The 20,656-nt window shown below is 45.6% G+C and carries 15 protein-coding genes; 3 read left to right on the forward strand and 12 right to left on the reverse strand.

The genetic code is table 11. The annotated features are described in order from the left end of the window. Positions 1-1,117 precede the first annotated feature (1,117 nt). From ACRD7P_RS16320 to ACRD7P_RS16330, 3 genes are all read right to left on the reverse strand, one after another. Positions 1,118-2,116, reverse strand: coding sequence for a Kelch repeat-containing protein (locus ACRD7P_RS16320; RefSeq protein WP_430908725.1), 999 nt, complete (start codon positions 2,114-2,116; stop codon positions 1,118-1,120). 82 nt (positions 2,117-2,198) lie between these two features. Next, positions 2,199-2,738 carry a peptidylprolyl isomerase gene (locus ACRD7P_RS16325; RefSeq protein ID WP_430908726.1) on the reverse strand — a complete coding sequence of 180 codons (540 nt, stop codon included), beginning with the start codon at positions 2,736-2,738 and terminating at the stop codon, positions 2,199-2,201. Between the two features lie 285 nt (positions 2,739-3,023). After that, entirely contained in the window at positions 3,024-3,419 is a 396-nt protein-coding gene (locus ACRD7P_RS16330) for a response regulator (RefSeq protein WP_430908727.1), read from the reverse strand. 226 nt (positions 3,420-3,645) lie between these two features. Here ACRD7P_RS16330 and ACRD7P_RS16335 point away from each other — a divergent pair, with 226 nt between their 5' ends. Beyond that, positions 3,646-4,356 carry an SDR family oxidoreductase gene (locus ACRD7P_RS16335; RefSeq protein WP_430908728.1) on the forward strand — a complete coding sequence of 237 codons (711 nt, stop codon included), beginning with the start codon at positions 3,646-3,648 and terminating at the stop codon, positions 4,354-4,356. A gap of 36 nt (positions 4,357-4,392) precedes the next feature. On the opposite strand, the gene ACRD7P_RS16340 is transcribed toward ACRD7P_RS16335, so the two are convergent. From ACRD7P_RS16340 to ACRD7P_RS16355, 4 genes are all read right to left on the reverse strand, one after another. Continuing rightward, positions 4,393-7,143, reverse strand: a complete 2,751-nt coding sequence (locus ACRD7P_RS16340; protein ID WP_430908729.1) for a PD-(D/E)XK nuclease family protein — start codon at positions 7,141-7,143, stop codon at positions 4,393-4,395. 67 nt (positions 7,144-7,210) lie between these two features. Continuing rightward, positions 7,211-8,551, reverse strand: a complete 1,341-nt coding sequence (locus ACRD7P_RS16345; RefSeq protein WP_430908730.1) for an OmpA family protein — start codon at positions 8,549-8,551, stop codon at positions 7,211-7,213. 113 nt (positions 8,552-8,664) lie between these two features. Then, entirely contained in the window at positions 8,665-9,858 is a 1,194-nt protein-coding gene (gene kbl / locus ACRD7P_RS16350) for a glycine C-acetyltransferase (protein ID WP_430908731.1), read from the reverse strand. A 9-nt stretch (positions 9,859-9,867) separates the two neighbouring features. Further along, positions 9,868-12,990 carry a UvrD-helicase domain-containing protein gene (locus ACRD7P_RS16355; RefSeq protein WP_430908732.1) on the reverse strand — a complete coding sequence of 1,041 codons (3,123 nt, stop codon included), beginning with the start codon at positions 12,988-12,990 and terminating at the stop codon, positions 9,868-9,870. Between the two features lie 205 nt (positions 12,991-13,195). On the opposite strand from ACRD7P_RS16355, the gene ACRD7P_RS16360 reads away from it, so the two are divergent. After that, positions 13,196-13,804 carry a superoxide dismutase gene (locus tag ACRD7P_RS16360; RefSeq protein WP_430908733.1) on the forward strand — a complete coding sequence of 203 codons (609 nt, stop codon included), beginning with the start codon at positions 13,196-13,198 and terminating at the stop codon, positions 13,802-13,804. Between the two features lie 1,286 nt (positions 13,805-15,090). On the opposite strand, the gene ACRD7P_RS16365 is transcribed toward ACRD7P_RS16360, so the two are convergent. The 5 genes from ACRD7P_RS16365 to ACRD7P_RS16385 form a co-directional block, all read right to left on the reverse strand. Further along, positions 15,091-15,252 carry a hypothetical protein gene (locus tag ACRD7P_RS16365; RefSeq protein ID WP_430908734.1) on the reverse strand — a complete coding sequence of 54 codons (162 nt, stop codon included), beginning with the start codon at positions 15,250-15,252 and terminating at the stop codon, positions 15,091-15,093. A gap of 410 nt (positions 15,253-15,662) precedes the next feature. After that, positions 15,663-17,561 (reverse strand): amidophosphoribosyltransferase, encoded by a 1,899-nt coding sequence (locus ACRD7P_RS16370; RefSeq protein WP_430908735.1) that lies wholly within the window; start codon positions 17,559-17,561, stop codon positions 15,663-15,665. 126 nt (positions 17,562-17,687) lie between these two features. Continuing rightward, positions 17,688-18,614: a PfkB family carbohydrate kinase gene (locus ACRD7P_RS16375; protein WP_430908736.1), complete on the reverse strand. Its 927-nt coding sequence runs from the start codon at positions 18,612-18,614 to the stop codon at positions 17,688-17,690. Between the two features lie 283 nt (positions 18,615-18,897). Next, complete coding sequence (locus ACRD7P_RS16380; protein ID WP_430908737.1) at positions 18,898-19,533, reverse strand: viroplasmin family protein; 636 nt, start codon at positions 19,531-19,533, stop codon at positions 18,898-18,900. Continuing rightward, entirely contained in the window at positions 19,533-20,108 is a 576-nt protein-coding gene (locus ACRD7P_RS16385) for a phosphoribosylglycinamide formyltransferase (protein ID WP_430908738.1), read from the reverse strand. The genes ACRD7P_RS16380 and ACRD7P_RS16385 overlap by 1 nt, the downstream gene beginning before the upstream one ends. 296 nt (positions 20,109-20,404) lie before the next feature. Here ACRD7P_RS16385 and ACRD7P_RS16390 point away from each other — a divergent pair, with 296 nt between their 5' ends. Then, entirely contained in the window at positions 20,405-20,638 is a 234-nt protein-coding gene (locus tag ACRD7P_RS16390) for an acyl carrier protein (RefSeq protein ID WP_008269813.1), read from the forward strand. Positions 20,639-20,656 lie beyond the last annotated feature (18 nt).

Below are 20,656 nucleotides of genomic sequence, written 5' to 3' on the forward strand. Positions count from 1 at the left end.
TGAGAGCTGATTGTTTCAAATTGGGTATCCGTCAATTCCATTTAACAAAGATACCTATTTTGTGTTAACACGCCCTAGTAAAAAGTGGTTAGTAGGGATTCTTGTAATATTGAACTTGACACTTGAGTTTGAACTTGAACCTGTCTTTTTTCCTTGTTCTTTCGGCGCAGCGGTCTTTTTTCTAATGAATAGTACAAAGTAGTTAGTACGAAGTATTGAGTAAGTAATTGGGGTATTGAGCGGATGACTTTGAACTTGTGTTTGAATTTGATTTTTGAACTTGCATTTGAACGGAGGTCTCAACTGCGTTCGACCGGACAGTACGTTTTTATAAGCAACGGCCCGTTGACCAACAATCCTTGCGTTTGACTTTGATTTTTGAACTTACATTTGAACAGTTGCCTCGACAGGCTCGGCATGACATGCGTTTTTTCGATTGGCAGAAGAACGCTTTTATGTTTGTTCTTTCAGCGAAGCGGTCTTTGTTTCAATTAGCAATTAGGCAATAAACAATGAACAGGTTGTTTGTTATCAGTAAAAAGTAATTCGTATTGAGTAAAAGGGGTGGTAGTAATTAGTAAAAAGTGGTTAGTAGATATCATTTAATATTGAACTTGACACTTGAGTTTGAAATTGAATCCGTCTTTCTTCCTTGTTCTTTTAGCGTAGCTGTCTTTGTTTTAATGAATAGTACAAAGTAGTTAGTACCAAGTATTCAGAAGTTAACGGGGGGTAGTCGGATGACTTTAAACTTGTATTTGAATTTGATTTTTGAACTTGCATTTGAACAGGTGCCTCGACAGGCTCGGCATGACATTCGTTTTTTCGATTGGCAGAAGAGTGCTTTTATCTTTGCTCACTCAGCGTAGCGGTCTTTGTTCTAGTTAGTAATTAGTACAAAGTATTTAGTATTGAGTAATGAGCAGAATGAGCTTGAACTTGACACTTGAGCTTGAACTTGAATCTGTCTTTCTTCCTTGTTCTTTCAGCGCAGCGGTCTTTTTTCTAATGAATAGTACAAAGTAGTTAGTACGAAGTATTCAGTAAGTAACGGGTGTAAACAGATGACTTTGAACTTGTATTTGAATTTGATTTTTGAGTTAGAATTTGAACCCTCCTATTCAAACCGTTCCATGGTCGCCAGTTCCGGTTCGCCGCCGCGGTTACCGCATCCGGAGGCAATATAAAGGCTGTTTTTCCAAACGATTACTCCGGTGCCATGCCGCCCTGCGACCAAAGGAGCTGCCGAACGCCATTTCCCGGTTTGGGGATTCAAGGCTTCCACATGAGCATGGGCCTTTTCTTGGGAAGAAGATTCGCCACCGATGACCAACACCTCTCCATTAAAATAGGTGGCCGCATTTCCGGCACGTTGGGTAGGTAAAGGGTTGGGTAAGGTACTCCAGGTATCGGTGGCAATGTCATAGGCATCTACTTCCGGAATGGTGGCACCAAAGGGGTCATCGGAATCTTTTCCCGTATTTCTTCCGGCAACCGCATAAATGTGGCCGTTGGCGTAAACGGCCTGAAAATGATCCCGTGTCCGTGGGGCGTCCGATAAGCTTTTCCATGCGCCAGTAGCCGGATCGTAACGGTCCAACCAGTTTTTATGATTGCCGATATGGCCGTTTTTGATACCGCCCAAAACATACACATAACCATCATGCAGCACCACTCCGGAAGCGCCACGGCGACGGTCCTCCGGAATTTCATGCCCTTCGGACCAAAGGTCCTCTTCCGGATGGTACCTGTATATTTTTGTGGTTGGGGTTTCGTTAGGCCAACCACCGGTAAGGGCACCAATAACATAAATATCGTTTTCGTAAACAACGGGTTGAAAATGGTGCAGTTCTATCGGAGGTTTTTTTCCTTGCGACCAGGTACGGCTCTTGATATCGTAAATGCTCACAGGGCGAATACTGCGCCCGCCCATAAGATAACACTTGCTTCCCACGCGAACAAAGGCCGTCTCATGGCGGGCAATGGGTTCGCTTTGGTCGGTGCTTTTTTGTATTTGCCAAACGGTTGGCAATTGTTTTGGTTGCCGTAAGTTTTGGGAATGCTTGCATCCAAAAAACAGAAGAAAAAACAGCGAACAATAAGCAATGGTCTTCATAGACAAAAAGTTAAAAAGGTATCAAACCGTCTAAAAATAGTCAAACCATACCAATGAACCTTGCCATATGGAAAAATTGGCGTTATGGATGCGGTAGCAGCACTAACGGCAAGCCCAGAAGCCTTTGGTAAATCTTGATAAAATACCGATGGGTTTTTTCTCTATTTGCATGTGTTTTTAAGGCCACATGGTACCATTGTTTATGGGGGACGTTTACCGTAAAAATCGCACCGACCTCATGTTCCCGTACGGCACTTTCAAACTCCGGCACCATATCCCCTTTGGCGAACCAGCCCAGGTCACCTTGGTTCGGGTTGCCGTCCATAGTATATTCCGATACCAGGTCGGCGAACGGTGTTCCCGATTTGTATCGCGCGATGATAAGGCTTCGCAGCGAATCGATTTGGGACCGGCCCAGAATAGCCCCGTCCAGATAAATATAACTGGCCCGGTATTCCGGTAGTGCTTGCCGTTCCAGAAAGCGGTACAGCTGTACCTCCCCATTTTCCAAAACGGAAAGCGTATCCCCTTCGGTAAGGGCCGTTAGTTTGGGGGTTAGCAAGGGGTCGTCCTCCGCCAGCACCTCCAATCGTGCGCCGAACAGTTGGTAGGTTGCGTCCAAAGCGTTGAACTGTGTTACGGAATGGATGTGCAACACGGTATCCCGTAGCGTAAGATGTTAGATGTTCTTCTTGTGCATGCACAAAGAGTCCCAAGAAAAGCGATAGGGTCAATATTGGGCGTCGCATCTGTTGTGGTTCATGGTCCGAAACACGAAAATAAGCTTTTAGGGCATGACAAAGTAGCGTAATTCTTACATATTTGGGTGGTGGCCCCAGTAAACCCGAGCGCGGCAAACCGGTCTAAGGCATTAGAATCCCTTTTGCATGCAAGGAAAACGCATTCGTTAGAGGGTTTGGGATACCAGTATGCTGCTCATCATACTTTTGGATAAGGGTTTGTCAAAATAGCCCTTGATCATGGTATGTTTTTTGGCCAGCTCCCGATCTTTGGTATTGGTAAAGGCCGATAGAATATAGATTTGGGTCTTTTGTTTCTTTCCCGTTAGAGGCCGGATGGCCTCAAGGAACTCCCAACCGTTCATGCCGCCCATAACCAGATCTAAAAAGAGGATGTCGGGCAATGGTTTCCCCTCTTGCAAGAATTTGATGAACTGGGAAAGGGCTTCCTCCCCGCTGTCCCAAACCAACACCTTTGATTCTGAAAGGGTCTGTTCAATACAATATTGCGTCGCGTATTGGGATACGAGATCGTCATCTATGATACCGATGCTAAGTGCCATATACAGTTTCTTATGTTCAATTGGGTACTTTGGAGCATTTTAAAGATACATAATAATGTAGCAATCCTAGGGGTTGGCCATCGTTAAATTTCTGTAACCAGTTTAAGGGACGCCGGTTTTAATAAAAGAATAACAGCACCATCCCATTTCGATTTTCATGAACCCCTTATCTTTATCCGATATAGTTCCCGTACACTATAACGGGCAGATAAAAAGTATTTGACATATGGATTTAAAAAATAAAGTGGCCTACATTACCGGTGGTTCCAAGGGAATCGGTTTTGGAGTGGCCAAAAAGTTGATTGCGGAAGGAATGCGGGTAGCCATTAGTGGGCGTACCTTAAAAACGGTGGAACGGGCGGCGAGCTATTTGGGAAATTCCGAACAGGTACTGGCCTTGGAATCGGATGTGGTTCAACGCAGCGATGAGGAGAAGGCAGTAGGGGCCATATTGGATAAATGGGGCCAGGTCGATGTGGTCCTGGCCAATGCCGGAGTCGGGCATTTTGCCCCGATCGATGAACTTTCCGATACCCAATGGCACCAAATGATCGATACCAACTTGAACGGGGTCTTTCATACCCTAAAAGCATCCTTGCCCGCATTGAAAAAATCGAAAGGGTATTATATGACCTTGGCGAGTTTGGCGGGCACCAATTTTTTTGCGAGCGGATCCGGTTATAATGCCACCAAATTCGGGGTGGTCGGGTTTACGCAGGCGGCCATGCTCGACCTCCGTAAGTATGATATTAAGGTGACGACCTTAATGCCCGGTTCGGTGGCGACCCATTTTAACGGAAACGAACCCGATGCTTCCGACGCTTGGAAAATTCAGCCCGAAGATATTGGGGAGCTTGTATACGACCTGTTAAAAATGCATCCAAGGACCTTGCCCAGCAAGGTGGAGATACGCCCTACCAGGCCCGATTTGAAATAGTGGACCGCCCTAGGAAGGCTTTGGTATGTTTCACGGTTAAAGCAAAAGCTTTTCTTCAAATGGAGTTTCCGGATGGCATATTTCCGAGATCAGGGCTGCGAGCCGGTCCTTAAAGGTGGCCAACACTTCGTCGTCGATAACACCGTTTTTGGTTCTACCGCCTTTCTTTTCTTTGGTTGCGAACCCAAGTACGCCCGCCCCAAGGTTTTTGAAGGAAACGATGCCGGCGGTTAAGGGTTCCGATACATGCGAAGCATCGTACATTAGGGCATAGCACAACAGTTGAAAGGCCTTGCTGTAATCGTATTCGGTAACCAGTAGGTCCCAATCGAAAATTTCTACCTGTGCCGCGGTTACCTTTCCGGTCTTGTAATCGATAATCCGTAACTGGCCGTCCACACGGTCCACACGGTCGAGTTTTCCCTTGAGGATTACGGGAAACGGAATGGCCTTTAGGTCGAGGGTTATGTTCAGGTTTTGTTCCAGGGCCACAAGGTGAACCTGGTGTTTTTGTACGGTCTCTATTTCCTTATCGAAAAAATTCTTGATGTACCGGATCACTACCTGGTAAGCGATCAGGTTTTTTCCCCGAGTGATATCGCCTTCAAGATAGGTTTTCTTAAAATGTTTGTGTACGGTTTCCTTGGCATTGGCCCGTGCCGTTTGTAATCCGGGTACGGTAAGATCGGTACCGATAAAAGGTTGATACAGTTCTTCCAAGGTATCGTGCACAATGGTACCGAAAGTATTGGCCGCAATGGTCTCTTCTACTTCGAGCGAATCATCGATACGGAGCAGGTGCTTCTTGTAAAATTGTAAAGGGTCACGAATATAATTACTGAGCGAGGTGGGTGAAAAGCCTTTGGTGGCATGCTCCCGGATCAACGCCATCAGCCCGGGGTCTTTGGTAATGGTTTCCAAACGGTACGGTGTAGGGGCGATATGTGGGGTCGCAAGGGCCGAGCTTACGTCCGAGCTACGATGGTCGTCGGTAAGCAATTGTCGGATCAGCCGGCTGGGTTCCCCGCCCTCAAGTACGTCGGGCTCGGTGTTATAAAGGATATAAACCTTTTTGGCCCGTTGTAGCAAACGATAAAAATGATAGGTATATACGGCGTCCTTCTCTTTGTAAGTAGGAAGGCCAAAGTACTTTTTTAGATCAAAGGGAATAAAGGAATTGTTCGATTTTCCGGAAGGCAGAATGCCCTCGTTCACCGAGGTGAGGATAACCGTTTCAAAATCGAGGTTACGGCTTTCCAACATACCCATGATCTGTAAGCCGCGCAGAGGCTCCCCTTGAAAATCGAGGGTCTCCGCCGATAACAGTTCTTGATACAGACTAATGAGCGAACGCAGATCGGTAAGGAACCCATGTTTTTTCAGCAGGCCATCCAGTTGGATGAACAGGGTATAAAACCGATAGAGGTATTCGAGGGATAGTGGATGGGCATCAAGGTTCGCCCGTTCCTTTAATAGCGTGATGAGCCCGATACACTTCTCAAGCATAAGGGAGGGAGTAGGTGGGGCATCAAAAAAAAGAAAGGCCACATACTCGTGTTCTTGTGTGCTGCGTAACAGTTGCCGCACATTTACATAGGCCCAGTTGCGTTTTTTGATTTCAATGGATAATTCGGTGGCCCAATTTGTCTTTTCCGCGGAGAAAAGCAATTGTAGGTAGGGATGTGATAAAAAATCTAAAAGCGGTTTGTGGAACCAACCTTGTTCGTCCCGATGCAGGTACAGTGCAAAAAACTGTTGAAAAAGTGCGGCCAATGGGCTTTTGTCCAAGGGGTAGCCCATGGTTATGTTGACGTCGGGAATTTCCAAGGGAACAGCGTTGATAATGGGGTTCAACAAACTTTCCTCTCCGAGAACCACTGCCGTCCGTTTGAGCTGGGCCGGTCGCTCATCGTGCATTTGTTTGAGCAGTTGCCCTACATACTTTGCCTGGCTCACATTTTTGGGGATACCGATAATTTCGATATCCTTTGAATCGGAATAGTGCGCGCTGAGTCCGTTTATGCCATGCTCCTTCAGGTATGGCCATTCGCGTAAATGTTGACGGATAAAGAGCCCCGCGTCATGGATGGGGTCCTCCACAAAAGAGCGGTCGATATCCCAAAAAATTTCACCGCGATCGTTGCCCAAAATGGTTTGGATGATTTGCGATTCGGCAGTGTTGAGCGCATTGAACCCGACAAAAATATGTCGCTGGTCCGGGGAACGTTCCAAATACTCCGTTAGTTTTTCACAAGCGGTGCGGTATATCAGGCCCTGATGCCCGATATGCTGTCGTAATAAATTTTCATTAAAATGCCGGTACAGGCCCGGCAGTTGTTTCCAAAACGATAGATAGTCCTCCATCATTCGTGTTTTTTTGGCCTCTGGCGACCAAATACTGATTTCCTGTACTGCGGACAGGTTGGCGAACAAACGTTCGGTATCGATCAGGTAACGGTCTATCTCATTAAAATCCTGCAATACCGTTTGCGCCCATTTGGAAAAGGCGTAGAAGGAATCCGTCTCGCCTTGGCGCGTGGCCCGATAACTTTCATACAGTGCGAACAACTGTTCGGTATTGGTGGCATAGGAGAGTGTGGCCACATGTTCGATAAAACCCTCGATACTGAAAATTTCGGGTGCAAAAATGGTATGCTCGGTAGTTTCGGCGATGCTATTGCGCATAAAGGTGCCTGCGCGTTTGCTGGGAAGTACGAAAATAACGTTTTCAAGGGAGGCGTACTGCTGGGATATTTTGACGACGACTTCTTCGAGAAAACTTTTCATGTTCAAAAATAAAAAAGCCCCGGCATTTTAATGCCGGGGCTTCTATTTTATTTGAAGGGTTTGGAAATTACTTAATCAAGTTGATTTCCGTTCTTCTGTTTTCTTTTCTTCCTTTAGAAGTTTTGTTGTCGGCGATAGGTCTGTCCTCACCGTATCCGATGGCGGTCAATCTATCTGCTGCGATACCTTCAGCGATCAAGAAATCTCTAACAGAGTTAGCTCTTTCTTCGGAAAGCTTCTGGTTTGTTTTCGCACCACCTACACTATCGGTGTGTCCTTCAACAGAGAACTTAGCGTTAGGATACTCGTTCAATATTCTGATGATGTCAACGAATACAGAGGTAGCGGCTGGCTTCAAGCTAGATCTACCAGTGTCGAACAAGATTGTTTTGGCGTAGTCGTTCAATTGTTTCTGAACTTCTTCGGTTACTTCTGGACAACCATTGTTGGCTACGGTACCGGCAACTTCTGGACAGTTATCATCTTTGTCCAATACGCTATCACCATCTTTATCTGGCCATGGGCATCCTTTGTTTTCAGCAGGTCCTGCTTCTTCAGGACACTCATCATCCTTATCGGCAACACCGTCACCGTCCGCGTCAGGACATCCGGCCAAGTTGGCCAATCCAGCTTCGTTAGGACAAGCATCATCCTTATCGGCAACACCGTCACCATCAGCATCTGGACAACCGTTCATTTCTTTAGATCCAGCTTCGTTAGGGCAGCTATCTTTACTATCCTCGATTCCGTCACCGTCAGCATCTGGACATCCGTTGAAGGCCTCAAGACCTGCAACTTCTGGACAAGCATCATCCTTGTCGTAGATTCCGTCACCATCGGTATCGGTACCACCAAACTTAACAGCGATACCAGCCAAGTGTTGCCAGTGCTTCACACCGTAATCCTCAAAGGCATGCTTGTATGTCATTTGCAAGGTAAGACCGATGTTTTCGGTAAACCAGATGTTGGTTCCAACACCACCATTAACGGTACCGGCACCAATTTCATCTACCCATGTGTATCCACCACCTACTTCGATAAACGGATCGATCACGGTATTTTTAAGGAACGCATATTTGATGGTTCCATCGATTGCGTAATGTGAAAGGTCTTCCACATCAACATCTCCTAACTTTGATATTTTATTGAGTGAACCTCTAGCACCTACGGAAAAGCCATCGCCGATGTAACGCGACACACCGATGTAAGAAATAGATGGAAGAACGTTCCAGTGGTCGGTGGCGTTAAACAATTCATTTCCAAAAGAACTTCCATCACCTGTTGGATAGGTGTCTATGGCATTAACCCCAAAACTAACCTGCCAGGGGTTATTTTCGTCTTGAGCTTGCATGCTGTTAAAACCTACGAAAAGCAGGGCAGCAATCACTAATTTGCTAAGATGTTTCATGTTCAAATTTTTAAGTTTAAGTGTTTATTAGCAGCAAATGTAAGTTGTTAATTATTATTAACAAAATCAATCGTTTATTTTTTTTATCGCGTTTCGTGGGCTAAATAACGCATTTAAACGATATGGAGCGCTTTGCCCACCTTAACAAATGCAGCGATGGCTTTGTCCAAATGTTCTTGGGTGTGCGCGGCCGATAACTGCACGCGAATACGTGCTTTTCCCTTTGGAACGACAGGATAAAAGAAACCGATGACGTAAATGCCTTCCTTCAAAAGCAGGTCCGCCATATCCTGTGAACGTTTGGCATCGTACAGCATTACCGGCACAATGGCCGAGTCGCCATCGATAATATCGAAACCCGCTTGTTGCAGCCCTGCTTTAAAATACTTGGTATTCTTTTCGAGGGTGTCCCGTAGCGCGGTATCGTTCTGGAGCATGTCAAACACTTTTATGGAGGCGCCCACTATGGCCGGGGCCAATGAATTGGAGAACAGATAGGGCCGGGAGCGCTGCCGTAGGATTTCGATGATCTCTTTTTTACCGGTGGTGTATCCGCCCATGGCGCCGCCAAGTGCTTTGCCCAAGGTGCCCGTTATAATATCGATACTGCCCATGACCCCTTTTTCTTCCAAGGTGCCCTTTCCGGTAGCACCTATAAACCCGGTGGCATGGCACTCATCTATCATCACAAGGGCATCGTAACGGTCGGCAAGATCACAAATGGCATCCAAGGGCGCCAATACGCCGTCCATGGAAAAAACACCGTCGGTTACAATGATCTTAAAGCGTGCACCATCCGCTTGGGCCTGTTTCAGCTGTTTTTCAAGGTCTGCCATGTCGTTGTTGGCATAGCGGTACCGTTTTGCCTTGCACAGGCGAACGCCGTCGATGATCGAGGCATGGTTTAACGAATCGGAAACAATGGCATCGGCAGCGGTCAACAACGGTTCAAAAACGCCTCCGTTAGCGTCGAAGGCAGCAGCATATAATATGGTATCCTCCGTACCATAAAAATCCGCGATTTTCTTCTCCAACGTTTTATGGATGTCTTGGGTGCCGCAGATAAACCGTACCGAGGACATTCCGAACCCGTGGGAGTCCAGGGTGTCCTTTGCCGCTTGAACAACTTTCGGGTGCGAGGAGAGCCCCAGATAGTTGTTGGCGCAAAAGTTGATGACCTCCTCTCCGGTGTCGATCTTGATCACCGCACCCTGTGGGGAAGTAATAATGCGTTCCTTTTTATACAGACCGTCCGTTTTGATCTGTTCCAGTTCCGTTTGTAGGTGTGCTTTCAGTTTTCCGTACATGCTTAAAATTTAAATGAATTCAGGCGTTATGGTATCGTTGATATATACGATGATCTTGTTTTCTACGCTATGGCCCATGGCTTCCAAGGCCACTGCATATGCCTCCAATTGTTGGTGGTAGCTTTTGTTTTTTTGGCCGGTCTTGTAATCGATAATGGTCACCTTGTTACCGTGGAACACCAGTCTATCGGGGCGCAACAATCGCCCTTCCCCGGTTATGATATCCTTTTCGTTTTTTACCGTATTGCCAATTTCAAAATACGGTTTTAATTCGGGATGTTCTACAATGCGGCGTATACTTTGCTCAAAAGTATCCAGGGTTTCCGTAGGGATGTCCCCGTTGCGCGATAATTGCCGCAACGCTTTTTCGATATCGCCGCCATGGGTTATCATTCCCATGGCATGGTGTACCAAGTTTCCTTTGTTCAATGCGGCCCCCCTTTCGGTGTCCCAGAGATTTCCGGCACTGGCCAGGAGCCTAAAACCGGGCCGTTCTTTATAGGTATAGGGGTACGATACTTTTTGCGGCGCAACGGGACTTTTGGAGCTGCCCATACCCAATGCGCCAAAACGGTACCGGTCTTGCTCGGTGTTCCACATCCCTTTTTGTTGCAGAAAGGAAATAAAGAGACCCGAGTAATAGTCCGTGTTCGGATTGCCCGCGGCATCCAATTGTTTTTTACTGATGACATATAAGGCTTGTTCGGCCCGCGTCAAGGCTACATAGAGTACGTTGAAGGCATCCAGTTCCATTTTCTGCTCCTCTTCCCTGTAGTGTGCGCCCGCCGTTTCGCCGTAGTGCACAACTTCCTTCTTTTCCGAAACGAGTACTTCTTCAAAACCATAGTGCTCCGTATTTGAAACGGGCAACCATAATTTCTTTTCCATCCTTTTATATAGGTGTTCGTTGGCATAAGGGAAGATAACGATGGGAAACTCCAATCCCTTTGCCTTGTGCACGGTCATGATCTGTATGGCGTTCAGGTGTTCGGGTGCGCTCAAACCTAAGGTGTCCTGCTTTTTCTCCCAGTAGGAAAGAAAAGCCTGAATCCCCGTACCTTCCTTTTGCTCCACGTCCAGCACCGTATCCATAAAAAACAGTAGGTACGCCTGGGTGTCCGTTGCCAATTCGAATTGTCTGATGGCGATTTCAAGTCCGTCATAGACCGATTTTTGTTTCATGACGGTCAGGTCGAAATCGTACCGGTCGCGAAACAAGCCCTCGATGTCGTGCAAATGCTCGGAGATAAATCGGTGGCGGTCCGTTTGTTTTTGCGAGAGAAAGGCAAGCAGTTCATAGGCGACCGCCAGGTCGTCGGGCTGATTTTGTAGCTGCAACAAATGAATAAGAAAACGGACCGCTCCGTTACTTTTTAACAGCAAGCTTTCGGAGGATACCACCGGTAGTTCTTGCTGGGTGAGCACATCGGCCATGGCAACGCCATCCTTATGGTTACGAACCAAAATACAAATGTCCTTGTAGCCGTAACCTTTGGCCCGAACCTCTTCGATGATGGCAAGGGCAGCGGCGCCGTAGCCCTCTTTTTTATCGTTTACCGCTTGCTCGTCTATGAACTGAATATCGATAAGTCCTCCCTTTTTAGTGGTGGGCAGCTGCTGATTTCCGGCGATATAAAGTTGTTCATACAACGGATGGTCCATAAAAACCGCCGATGTCGTAAAAAAGTCGTTGGTAAACCGAACGATTTCCTCCGCGCTTCTATAATTGGTCGGTAAGGCCGTAACCACCGGGGCAATGGTAAAGGGGTTGTGGCGTTTTGCCACGAGGTCTATAAACTGTTCGGCCTTTCCGCCGCGCCATCGGTATATGGCCTGTTTGGCATCACCGACCAGAAATAGAGATCCCGTTTGGCCCTGCTCGTCCTGACTTTCCAACGCATTTGAGATCAGGGGAACGAGGTTTTGCCATTGTAAGCTGGAAGTGTCCTGAAACTCATCGATAAAATAATGACGGTATTTTTCCCCGAGCCTTTCATAAATAAAGGGAGCGGGCTGGTCTTTGATCTCTTCGGAAATAATGGTATTGAACTGGGCAATGGAAAGCTGGTCTTTTTCTTCCAGTACTTTTTGGATTTCTTTTTGCAAACTGTTCAAAACCGTTAACGGAACCAGATTGCCGTAAACGTTTTTGTAAAACGCATGATCGTAAAATGCTTTTTTGATTTGTTCGAAGCGCTTAATAAAAGAAGGGAGCAAGGTATCGATGGTATGTTGGGTCGCTTCGGGACACGATTTGTTATATAAAGGTTTGGTGCCGAAGTCGGCCCGCCAGGACGATTCAAAATCGAGACGGTCCGCTCCCTGGACAATTTTTTCGATGTATTTCGGGAAGTATCCGCCTTTAAAGTCGCCGAAGACCAGCCCATTGTTCTCGATCAGGGCAAGAATTTCCCTTGCTTCCGACCGCATGTGCTCCTGTGCCGCTTTGCCATTGGCCAAAAGTTGTTTTTGAAGGCCTTTAAAATCGGAAATGCTTTTATCACGTAGCTTGTGCAGGTGGGCGGCATGGTTTTCATTAAAGGCCAATTTTCCGATCCGTTGAAGGTCCAGGGCAATGTCCCAACTTTTGTCGTCGTCTATTTTCTCCAGCGCAAAGGCCACGAGCACTTCGGTAAGTTCCTTATCCTTGCCCGCTTGGAGCAACAGTCGAGACACCGCTTCGGCAAGCAACAGTTCCGAGTCGAGCACCACCTCAAAATTCTGGGGAATTTTCAGGTCTTTGGCGAACGTTCGAATGAGCCTATGGGTAAACTTATCGATGGTAGAGACATCAAAAAAAGCGTAGTTGTGCAGTATTTCCTTTAGGGTCTGCCGTGCCTTTTTGCGAAGGGTATCGGGTTCCAGCCCCAGTTCCTCGCAAAGCTGAACGAACAGCGGACCGGGCGTTTCCTGACCGTCAGTCTTTCCAAAGACCGCCAAGCTATCGAGGATCCGATACTTCATTTCGCCGACCGCTTTGTTGGTAAACGTAAGGGCAAGTATCGCCCCAAAACTTCGCGCACAGGTAAGCGTTATTTTCAGGTATTCCTTGGTAAGGGTATGGGTTTTTCCAGACCCTGCGGAAGCATTATAAATACGGAAGGAATCGCCTATCACCTTTTTTTGTTGCAAATATCACATTTTCCAGCGGTTTGGGAAGCATAAGAAACTTCTTGAATGTGCATCGATCGGGTTAGAAAGCCATGAAGCCCGCATTTGGGGCAAAAAGAAGCGCATCTGCATCCATTGGGGCATTTCCTTAACAAATAATTAAAAAAATATGTTTATTAAAAAATGTAATTTTGTTAAACACTTTTAACTTAAAAACATAGGATTTATGGCTTTTGAATTACCTAATTTACCGTACGCGTACGATGCATTGGAACCGAACATCGATGCACGTACCATGGAAATACACCATACAAAACATCACAACGGATATACGACCAAGCTAAACGCCGCAATCGACGGTACGGATTTGGAAAACCAGTCCATCGAAACCATATTGTCCGGTTTGGACATGTCCAACGGTGCCGTTCGAAATAATGGGGGCGGTTTTTACAACCACTCGCTTTTTTGGGAAATTATGTCTCCCAATGGAGGTGGAACACCTTCAGGTGCTTTGGCGGATGCCATTAACGAGGCCTTCGGTTCCTTTGAAGGGTTCAAAGAGAAATTCAGTACCGCGGCAGGAACCCGTTTTGGTTCCGGATGGGCTTGGCTATGCGTACAGAAAGGTGGAAAGGTGGAAGTTTGTTCTACACCAAACCAGGACAACCCTTTAATGCCGGATACCGGTTGTGGCGGCGTTCCAATTTTAGGATTGGACGTTTGGGAACATGCCTATTACCTCAACTATCAGAATAGAAGACCCGATTACGTCAGTGCATTTTTTAACGTAATCGATTGGAACAAGGTTTCTGAACATTACGAGGCCAACAAGTAGTAGACACTTTTAGGGAGAAAGGCCCTGAAATCGATTTGAAAAGCTTCTCTTGCCGTAAGGTAGGGGAAGCTTTTTTGGTTTTGATGATGATCTCTATCAGAAGGGGAATGCATGTAACGGCTCCATACACCAATACCATATCGCTGGATGGCATAAGAATTTTGGTTTGAGTCCTATTGGACCAACAGCCGATATATCAAATGAATCGCAATTCAATCTGAAAAAGATCAGGCATCGCTTCTTATGGAATCTCACTTTCGTGAAGGTGTGATTGTTTTCTGCTATCAAATAGGATTGTGACTTACTTTATTAAAGGTGAATTGGTATAAGAAGTAAGCGGTATCTTAGGTATAGTGGTGCCAGAGGGTATTTTTTTTTAAAAAAGTAATTTTTTCGAGTGAAAAAAGACAAAATCCGATAGATAGGAGGCCCGTTTTTCGGAATCAAGAAAAAAAAACACAATGAACAAACAGGTTTAAAACGGGACAAAAAGTGAGGCGTACTACACGATAAAATCCGATAAACGGTATTATTATATCGATGAAAATCAAATGATTAGGGACCTTATTAAAAATAGAAAAGGGCGGAGAAGTCTCCACCCTTTTCGTCCCAAATCTTACCATAAACTTAACCTACTTATGCTATGGCATTACTAAATTACTGGTATTGTGGGAAATAAAAAAGAAAATTTAAGAAAATTTAAGCACCTTTGATTGGAGAGGAGATGGGTAAAAACACTTAAAAGTGAGGTTAACCTTGTTAATTTCAGGGGTTTCGGTAATAAAAAAGGCGGAGCATAGCTCCACCTTTTTTCCCCAAATCTTACCATGAACTTAACCTACTTATGCTATGGTCCTCCAAAAATAGTGCAAAGGCCGAGACCAAAAAAAGGTTTTAGACGAACGCACGTTTAAAAGGTCGAAATACCTATATGGCGTTATTGTTCTACAAAGACGTACCAAAGCGATTGCAGATATCCGTTTTGTTCCATTGGCCTAGTTACAACAGAACGCATACCGAACGACCGTCTTAAAGGTGTGGGGAAGTGTCAAAAGAGATGTTGATGTAACGGGTAATATTAAGGTAGAAATGGTATACAGTAGCTAAAAATAAAAAGGTGGAGCATTGCTCCACCTTTTTCCCCAAATCTTACCATGAACTTAACCTACTTATGCTATGGTCCTCCAAAAATAAAACATACTCCCAGGCCTCAAAAATATCTTTGTTGAACTCCCTCGAAATGGGTTGAAATGCACGATTTTGAAGTTCATCAGACGTTTATGGCGTTATAAGGGGGTAAAATGCATCGGTTTTACGTTTTGCGCACTTTGAATGGTGTTGGGAAAATCGGATTCAATTTCTCCAAAAGGTTTTGTTAAGCTTGGCGTTCTTTGGATAGCGAACGACCGCTGTTTTGAATAGGCCAGTCCAATGGGACCATTTTCCATTTATCTTTGTTGTTATAATTTGAGGTAGCAACTGCTATGGAAAATCCTTAGGGAGGCAGTAAAGGACTATGACCTACTTTTAAAGAAGGCTGAAATACAATAGTACCCATGCGGTAAAGTAGAGCGGAATAATCGGCAAGGGGCCTTTGGCCAATAAAAAATTTCCATAAAAAAGCGAATTTGAACTATTGAAGGGAAGACAGGTCGGTGATGGCTGCGGAAACATATGAAAATAAAAAAGGTGGAGTAGACTCCACCTTTTTTGCCCCAAATCTTACCATGAACTTAACCTACTTATGCTATGGCAGTTCTAAAATAGGAGTGGATCGTACCTTTACGTGTAAAAAGCCGATGAAAGCTATAATTTATCGATGAAATGCACAATTTGGTGTCGTTCATCGATAAAAGCCTTAATAAGCACGTTGGTTTTTACCTTCATAAAAGTTGATAAAAGCTCGGTTGACTACGCGGTTTCCACCAGCGGTCGGATAATTTCCGGTAAAGTACCAGTCCCCCAAGTTTTTTGGGCACGCCTGATGCAGGTTCTGGATACTCTGGTAAATAATCTGCACCTCGGCCCTAATGCCTTCGGGACTCAGCAGTTGTCCAATCTTCACAGAAATTTCTTCGGCGGTAAAAGGCTCATAAAACTCTTTTACATAATTGATTACCTCATGGTCCTTGGAGTTTACCTGTTTCAGGCATTTTTGATAGATCGTATCGACAAGGGCCAGCGAATTGCGGTCCTTATGCAGTTCATGCGCCGCCTTAAAGGCGATAAAATCCTCCAATTTGGCCATATCGATACCATAACAATCGGGATATCGGATTTGGGGCGCGGACGAAACGACCACAATTTTTTTAGGCGATAGCCGGTCCAATATGCGTAGAATACTATTTTTGAGCGTGGTACCGCGAACGATACTATCGTCGATTATAACGAGGTTGTCCCCTTTTTTTACCGATCCGTAAGAGATATCGTAAACATGGGCTACCAGATCGTTCCTACTACTGTCCTGAGTAATAAAGGTGCGCAGCTTGGCATCTTTTATGGCCACTTTTTCGATACGTGGGCGTACTTTAAGAATATCGTGCAGTTGCTCACTGGTAATCTTTGGCCCAAGGGCCAAGATTTGTTCTTCCTTTTTTTTATTGAGATAGTTCTGTGCTTCCTTTACCATTCCAAAAAAGGAAGTTTCGGCGGTATTGGGGATGTACGAGAAAACGGTTTTGTGCAGGTTGCCCTTTATTGCCGTTAATATTTTCGGGAAAATGAGTTTTCCCAGTTCTTTTCGTTCCTGATAAATTTCCTTATCGCTGCCCCGCGAAAAGTAAATACGTTCAAAAGAACAGGCTTTGCGTTCGGTAGGGGGCAACACTTCCTTTATAACCGTGTTACCGCTCTTTTTAATAATAATGGCATGGCCCGGATCAAGCTCTTTTACGGTATCAAAAGGAACATTGAAAACGGTTTGAATAGCGGGGCGCTCGGAGGCAATGGCCACAATTTCGTCGTCCTTATAGTAATAAGCGGGCCGTATCCCGGCCGGATCCCGCAGTACAAAGGCGTCGCCATGCCCCAATAAACCTGCCATAGCGTAGCCGCCATCGAAGTTTTTGGTCGCCCGTTTCAATATCTTATGCACTTTTAGGCGCTCGGCGATCAAAGGGGAGGCTTCCATTTTATTGTAGCCTTCCTTTTTGATCTGTTTGTAGAGCTTGGCGACCTCATCATCTAAAAAATGCCCGATCTTTTCCATTACCGTAACAGTGTCGGCCATTTCCTTGGGGTGTTGCCCTAAGTGCACCAAATTATCGAACAGTTCGTGTACATTGGTCATGTTAAAGTTACCGGCAACGATGAGGTTCCGGTGCATCCAGTTGTTTTGGCGTAAAAATGGATGTACGCTTTCGATACTATTTTTTCCGAAGGTTCCGTAACGCACATGTCCTAAAAGGAGCTCCCCGATATAGGGAATATGTTTTTTCTGCAGGGCGACATTGTCCGCATATTCCGGATGCTCCAATATGGCGGAATTGATACGGTGATTGATCTGTGAAAAAATATCCTGAATGGGCTGCTGCTCGGCAGAACGAACACGGCTCATGTAACGTTCCCCAGCATTCATATCCAATTTTATGCTTGCAAAACCGGCCCCGTCCTGGCCACGATTGTGCTGCTTTTCCATCATGAGGTACATTTTATTGACCCCATAAAAAGCCGTGCCGTACTTTTTTTGATAGTACTCGAGAGGCTTTAGCAAACGTATTACCGAAATACCACATTCGTGTTTGATCGCATCACTCATTTTAACGCTCCTTTTTGTTTAAAACATCAGTTGAACAAAACCTTTCAATAGGCTGCGACGGTTTTTATCTGCCGACGGACCGTAGGGGAAAGGTATAAAAAAAGCCCTGTTTTGCAGGGCGTATCATTATTCCAATTCAATATCAAATTGTGTTAATGCCTTGAATTGATGTAACCGTTGTTGCACCGCCTCCTTTTTTAGGTCTTCCATGCGTTCGGTGCCAAAACGTTCCACACAGAACGAGGCCAGATTGGATCCGTAGATCACGGCCCGTTTCATGTTTTCGAACGATAGGTTGCCGGTGCTCGCCAAATACCCGGTAAAACCGCCAGCAAAGGTATCTCCCGCCCCGGTAGGGTCGAAGACATCTTCAAGCGGAAGTGCCGGAGCAAAGAACACATGTGCCCCATGAAACAAGAGTGCTCCGTGCTCCCCTTTTTTGATGACCACGTATTTTGGTCCCATTTCCTGGATACGTGCCGCAGCCTTTACCAAGGAGTATTCCCCGGTCAACTGTCGTGCCTCTTCGTCGTTTATGGTAATGACATCGATATGTTTTATGGTTTCAAGCAGGTCGGGCAGGGCATTGTCCATCCAAAAATTCATCGTATCGAGCACGATCAGCTTTGGTCTGGGCTCCATTTGTTGGATAACGCTCATCTGTACGCCGGGATGCAGATTGCCCAACATGACCACTTCGGCGTCTTTATAATTTTCTGGGACCACCGGGTTAAAATCGGCCAAGGTATTCAATTCCGTAACCAATGTGTCGCGGGAATTCAGATCGTTATGGTATTTTCCTTTCCAGTAAAACGTTTTCCCATCAGGTACAATTTCAATGCCCTCCAGGGCTATGCCCTTGCCCTTTAGCATATCCAAATACGCCTGTGGAAGGTCGTCGCCCACTATGGAAACGATTGCTGCATCTACTTCAAATTGGGCGGCCGCCAATCCGATAAAGGTAGCTGCTCCCCCTAATATTTTATCCGTTTTGCCAAAAGGCGATTCAATTTCGTCAAAGGCGACGGTACCAACAATGACCAGTTTCCCCATGGGTTCAAAAATTAAGCTGCAAATATACAGTTTTGTATTGCCAAAATGATATTGTAAATGTGATTTAGGCCTACACTACCGTCAAACGGCTACCTGTATGCCGGTAAGGAAGGAAACCGTTTTGGCCTTTGTTCAAACATGGCCTTTTTTAGTAGTCCGTACCCTACGCGGCACAACGCTTCTTTGGTCGTTCGCTAAGTGTTTTAATTGATGTGATGTCCGTGATTATGACGGTAAAAACAAGAAGCATATTGTTAGCATTGCCGGGCAGCTGACGGGTTCTTTATTTTCTTCCAAAATCAGCGGGAATCTCTCCCCATGCCTTGGTCTCCCATTTTACGATCGGGGTTTGGTGTGGGTTGCTTTTCAACCACTGTATGGCCCTGCGGATCAAATCGAACAAGGGCTTGTTTTTTTCCGTCTCGGCCAGTTTGGTATTGCATGTTTTTTTTCGGACCCAGCTCATTGCCGTTCGCGAATCCGTATAGAGTACCCTGTCGCTTTTCCGCTCCTTCAAATAGGCCAGACCGTGTACAATGGCCAAAAACTCGCCGATGTTATTGGTGCCCTGGACAAAAGGACCTTGTCCGAACAGTTTTTTTCCCGTTTTGGTATCGACACCCTGATATTCCATAACGCCGGGATTACCGCTCGATGCGGCATCTACGGAAATGGAATGTAGGTTGGGTTTCCCTATTTGTAGCAATTGCTCCGAAGAGAGCGAGGTTTCCCCTTTTTTCTTGCCCTTGTATTCCTCATAGTTGCCGTTAAATGCCTTTTTGGCCATGTCAAAGGTGGCGAACGATTTGTATTGTGCCCCTTTTACACCGGAAATAGCGGCCTTACAATCGTCCCAGCTCATATATATCCCTGAGCGCTTTCCTTTCCAGACCGTATAAAATTTTGCTTTTTTTGCCATTATGGGGTGGTCAGTAGGGTTTCGATGACTTTCGGGAAATGGGCATGCTCCAAACGGTGTATCTTTTGGGCTATGGAGGCCACGGTATCCTCGGGGACGACCGCTGTGGTGGCTTGAAAGATGATGGCCCCTTCGTCGTAATTTTCATTTACGTAATGAATGGTAATACCGGTCTCTTTTTCATCGTTTTCTTTTACGGCGGCGTGCACATGGTCTCCATACATTCCTTTTCCACCGTATTTGGGCAATAGGGCGGGATGGATATTGACTATTTTGTTAGGAAAGGCCTGTATGATGTGTTCGGGTACTTTCAGTAAAAAACCGGCGAGAACGATGAGGTCCGGCCGAAGCCCTTTTAAAACGTCCAATAACCCGTCCGTCCGGGCAAACGCCGTTCTGTTGAAATATAAAGCGCTTGTTTTTAGGGTTTTACATCGCTCCAAAACCTTGGCATCACTTTTGTTGGTGAGCACCATGGCAATCGTAACATTAGGTTTGTCCTGAAAGTAGCGGATAATCCGCTCCACATTGGAGCCGGAACCGGAAGCAAAAAGTACAATACGTTTAGGAGCCATGGAATAACTACAGGTTTAACATCTTAATTTGCCATCGAAAATCCATATTGGGGAATCCCTTACATCGTCGAAAACGGCCCGTCCCGTCCACATTTGGGAAAGGGGCCAAAACTCGAAAAAAACATTACAATTTCCCCTGTTCGATTATCGTTGGCGGTGGTTCGTTCATCTGGGCGAAAATACTACACCGAACCCTATTTCACTTAATTTAAGGTACATTTTAACGACAAATGCTGTATTTAGTCCAAAGTTTTTTATTTTTGCCAACAATTTAAATTTTTAAAACCAAAATAATTATGTCAGACATTGCATCAAGAGTAAAAGCTATCATCGTTGATAAGTTGGGTGTAGATGAGAACGAAGTTGTAACCGAAGCTAGCTTTACGAACGACCTAGGGGCAGATTCATTGGATACCGTTGAGTTGATAATGGAGTTTGAGAAAGAATTCGATATTCAAATCCCTGATGATCAAGCTGAAAACATCGCAACCGTTGGCCAAGCCATTAGTTATATAGAAGAAGCGAAGTAACTTTATGTTTTCTTGAAC

Origin of the sequence: Maribacter sp. 2-571 (assembly GCF_050589625.1) — a bacterium.
GTDB lineage: Bacteria > Bacteroidota > Bacteroidia > Flavobacteriales > Flavobacteriaceae > Pelagihabitans.

Excerpts from the sequence above, each read along its gene's own strand:
- ACRD7P_RS16320 (WP_430908725.1), bottom strand. The coding sequence starts at position 2,116 with ATGAAGACCATTGCTTATTGTTCGCTGTTTTTTCTTCTGTTTTTTGGA.
- ACRD7P_RS16330 (WP_430908727.1), bottom strand. The coding sequence starts at position 3,419 with ATGGCACTTAGCATCGGTATCATAGATGACGATCTCGTATCCCAATAC.
- ACRD7P_RS16335 (WP_430908728.1), top strand. The coding sequence starts at position 3,646 with ATGGATTTAAAAAATAAAGTGGCCTACATTACCGGTGGTTCCAAGGGA.
- ACRD7P_RS16340 (WP_430908729.1), bottom strand. The coding sequence starts at position 7,143 with ATGAAAAGTTTTCTCGAAGAAGTCGTCGTCAAAATATCCCAGCAGTAC.
- ACRD7P_RS16345 (WP_430908730.1), bottom strand. The coding sequence starts at position 8,551 with ATGAAACATCTTAGCAAATTAGTGATTGCTGCCCTGCTTTTCGTAGGT.
- kbl (WP_430908731.1), bottom strand. The coding sequence starts at position 9,858 with ATGTACGGAAAACTGAAAGCACACCTACAAACGGAACTGGAACAGATC.
- ACRD7P_RS16360 (WP_430908733.1), top strand. The coding sequence starts at position 13,196 with ATGGCTTTTGAATTACCTAATTTACCGTACGCGTACGATGCATTGGAA.
- ACRD7P_RS16365 (WP_430908734.1), bottom strand. The coding sequence starts at position 15,252 with ATGGAAAATGGTCCCATTGGACTGGCCTATTCAAAACAGCGGTCGTTC.
- ACRD7P_RS16370 (WP_430908735.1), bottom strand. The coding sequence starts at position 17,561 with ATGAGTGATGCGATCAAACACGAATGTGGTATTTCGGTAATACGTTTG.
- ACRD7P_RS16375 (WP_430908736.1), bottom strand. The coding sequence starts at position 18,614 with ATGGGGAAACTGGTCATTGTTGGTACCGTCGCCTTTGACGAAATTGAA.
- ACRD7P_RS16380 (WP_430908737.1), bottom strand. The coding sequence starts at position 19,533 with ATGGCAAAAAAAGCAAAATTTTATACGGTCTGGAAAGGAAAGCGCTCA.
- ACRD7P_RS16385 (WP_430908738.1), bottom strand. The coding sequence starts at position 20,108 with ATGGCTCCTAAACGTATTGTACTTTTTGCTTCCGGTTCCGGCTCCAAT.
- ACRD7P_RS16390 (WP_008269813.1), top strand. The coding sequence starts at position 20,405 with ATGTCAGACATTGCATCAAGAGTAAAAGCTATCATCGTTGATAAGTTG.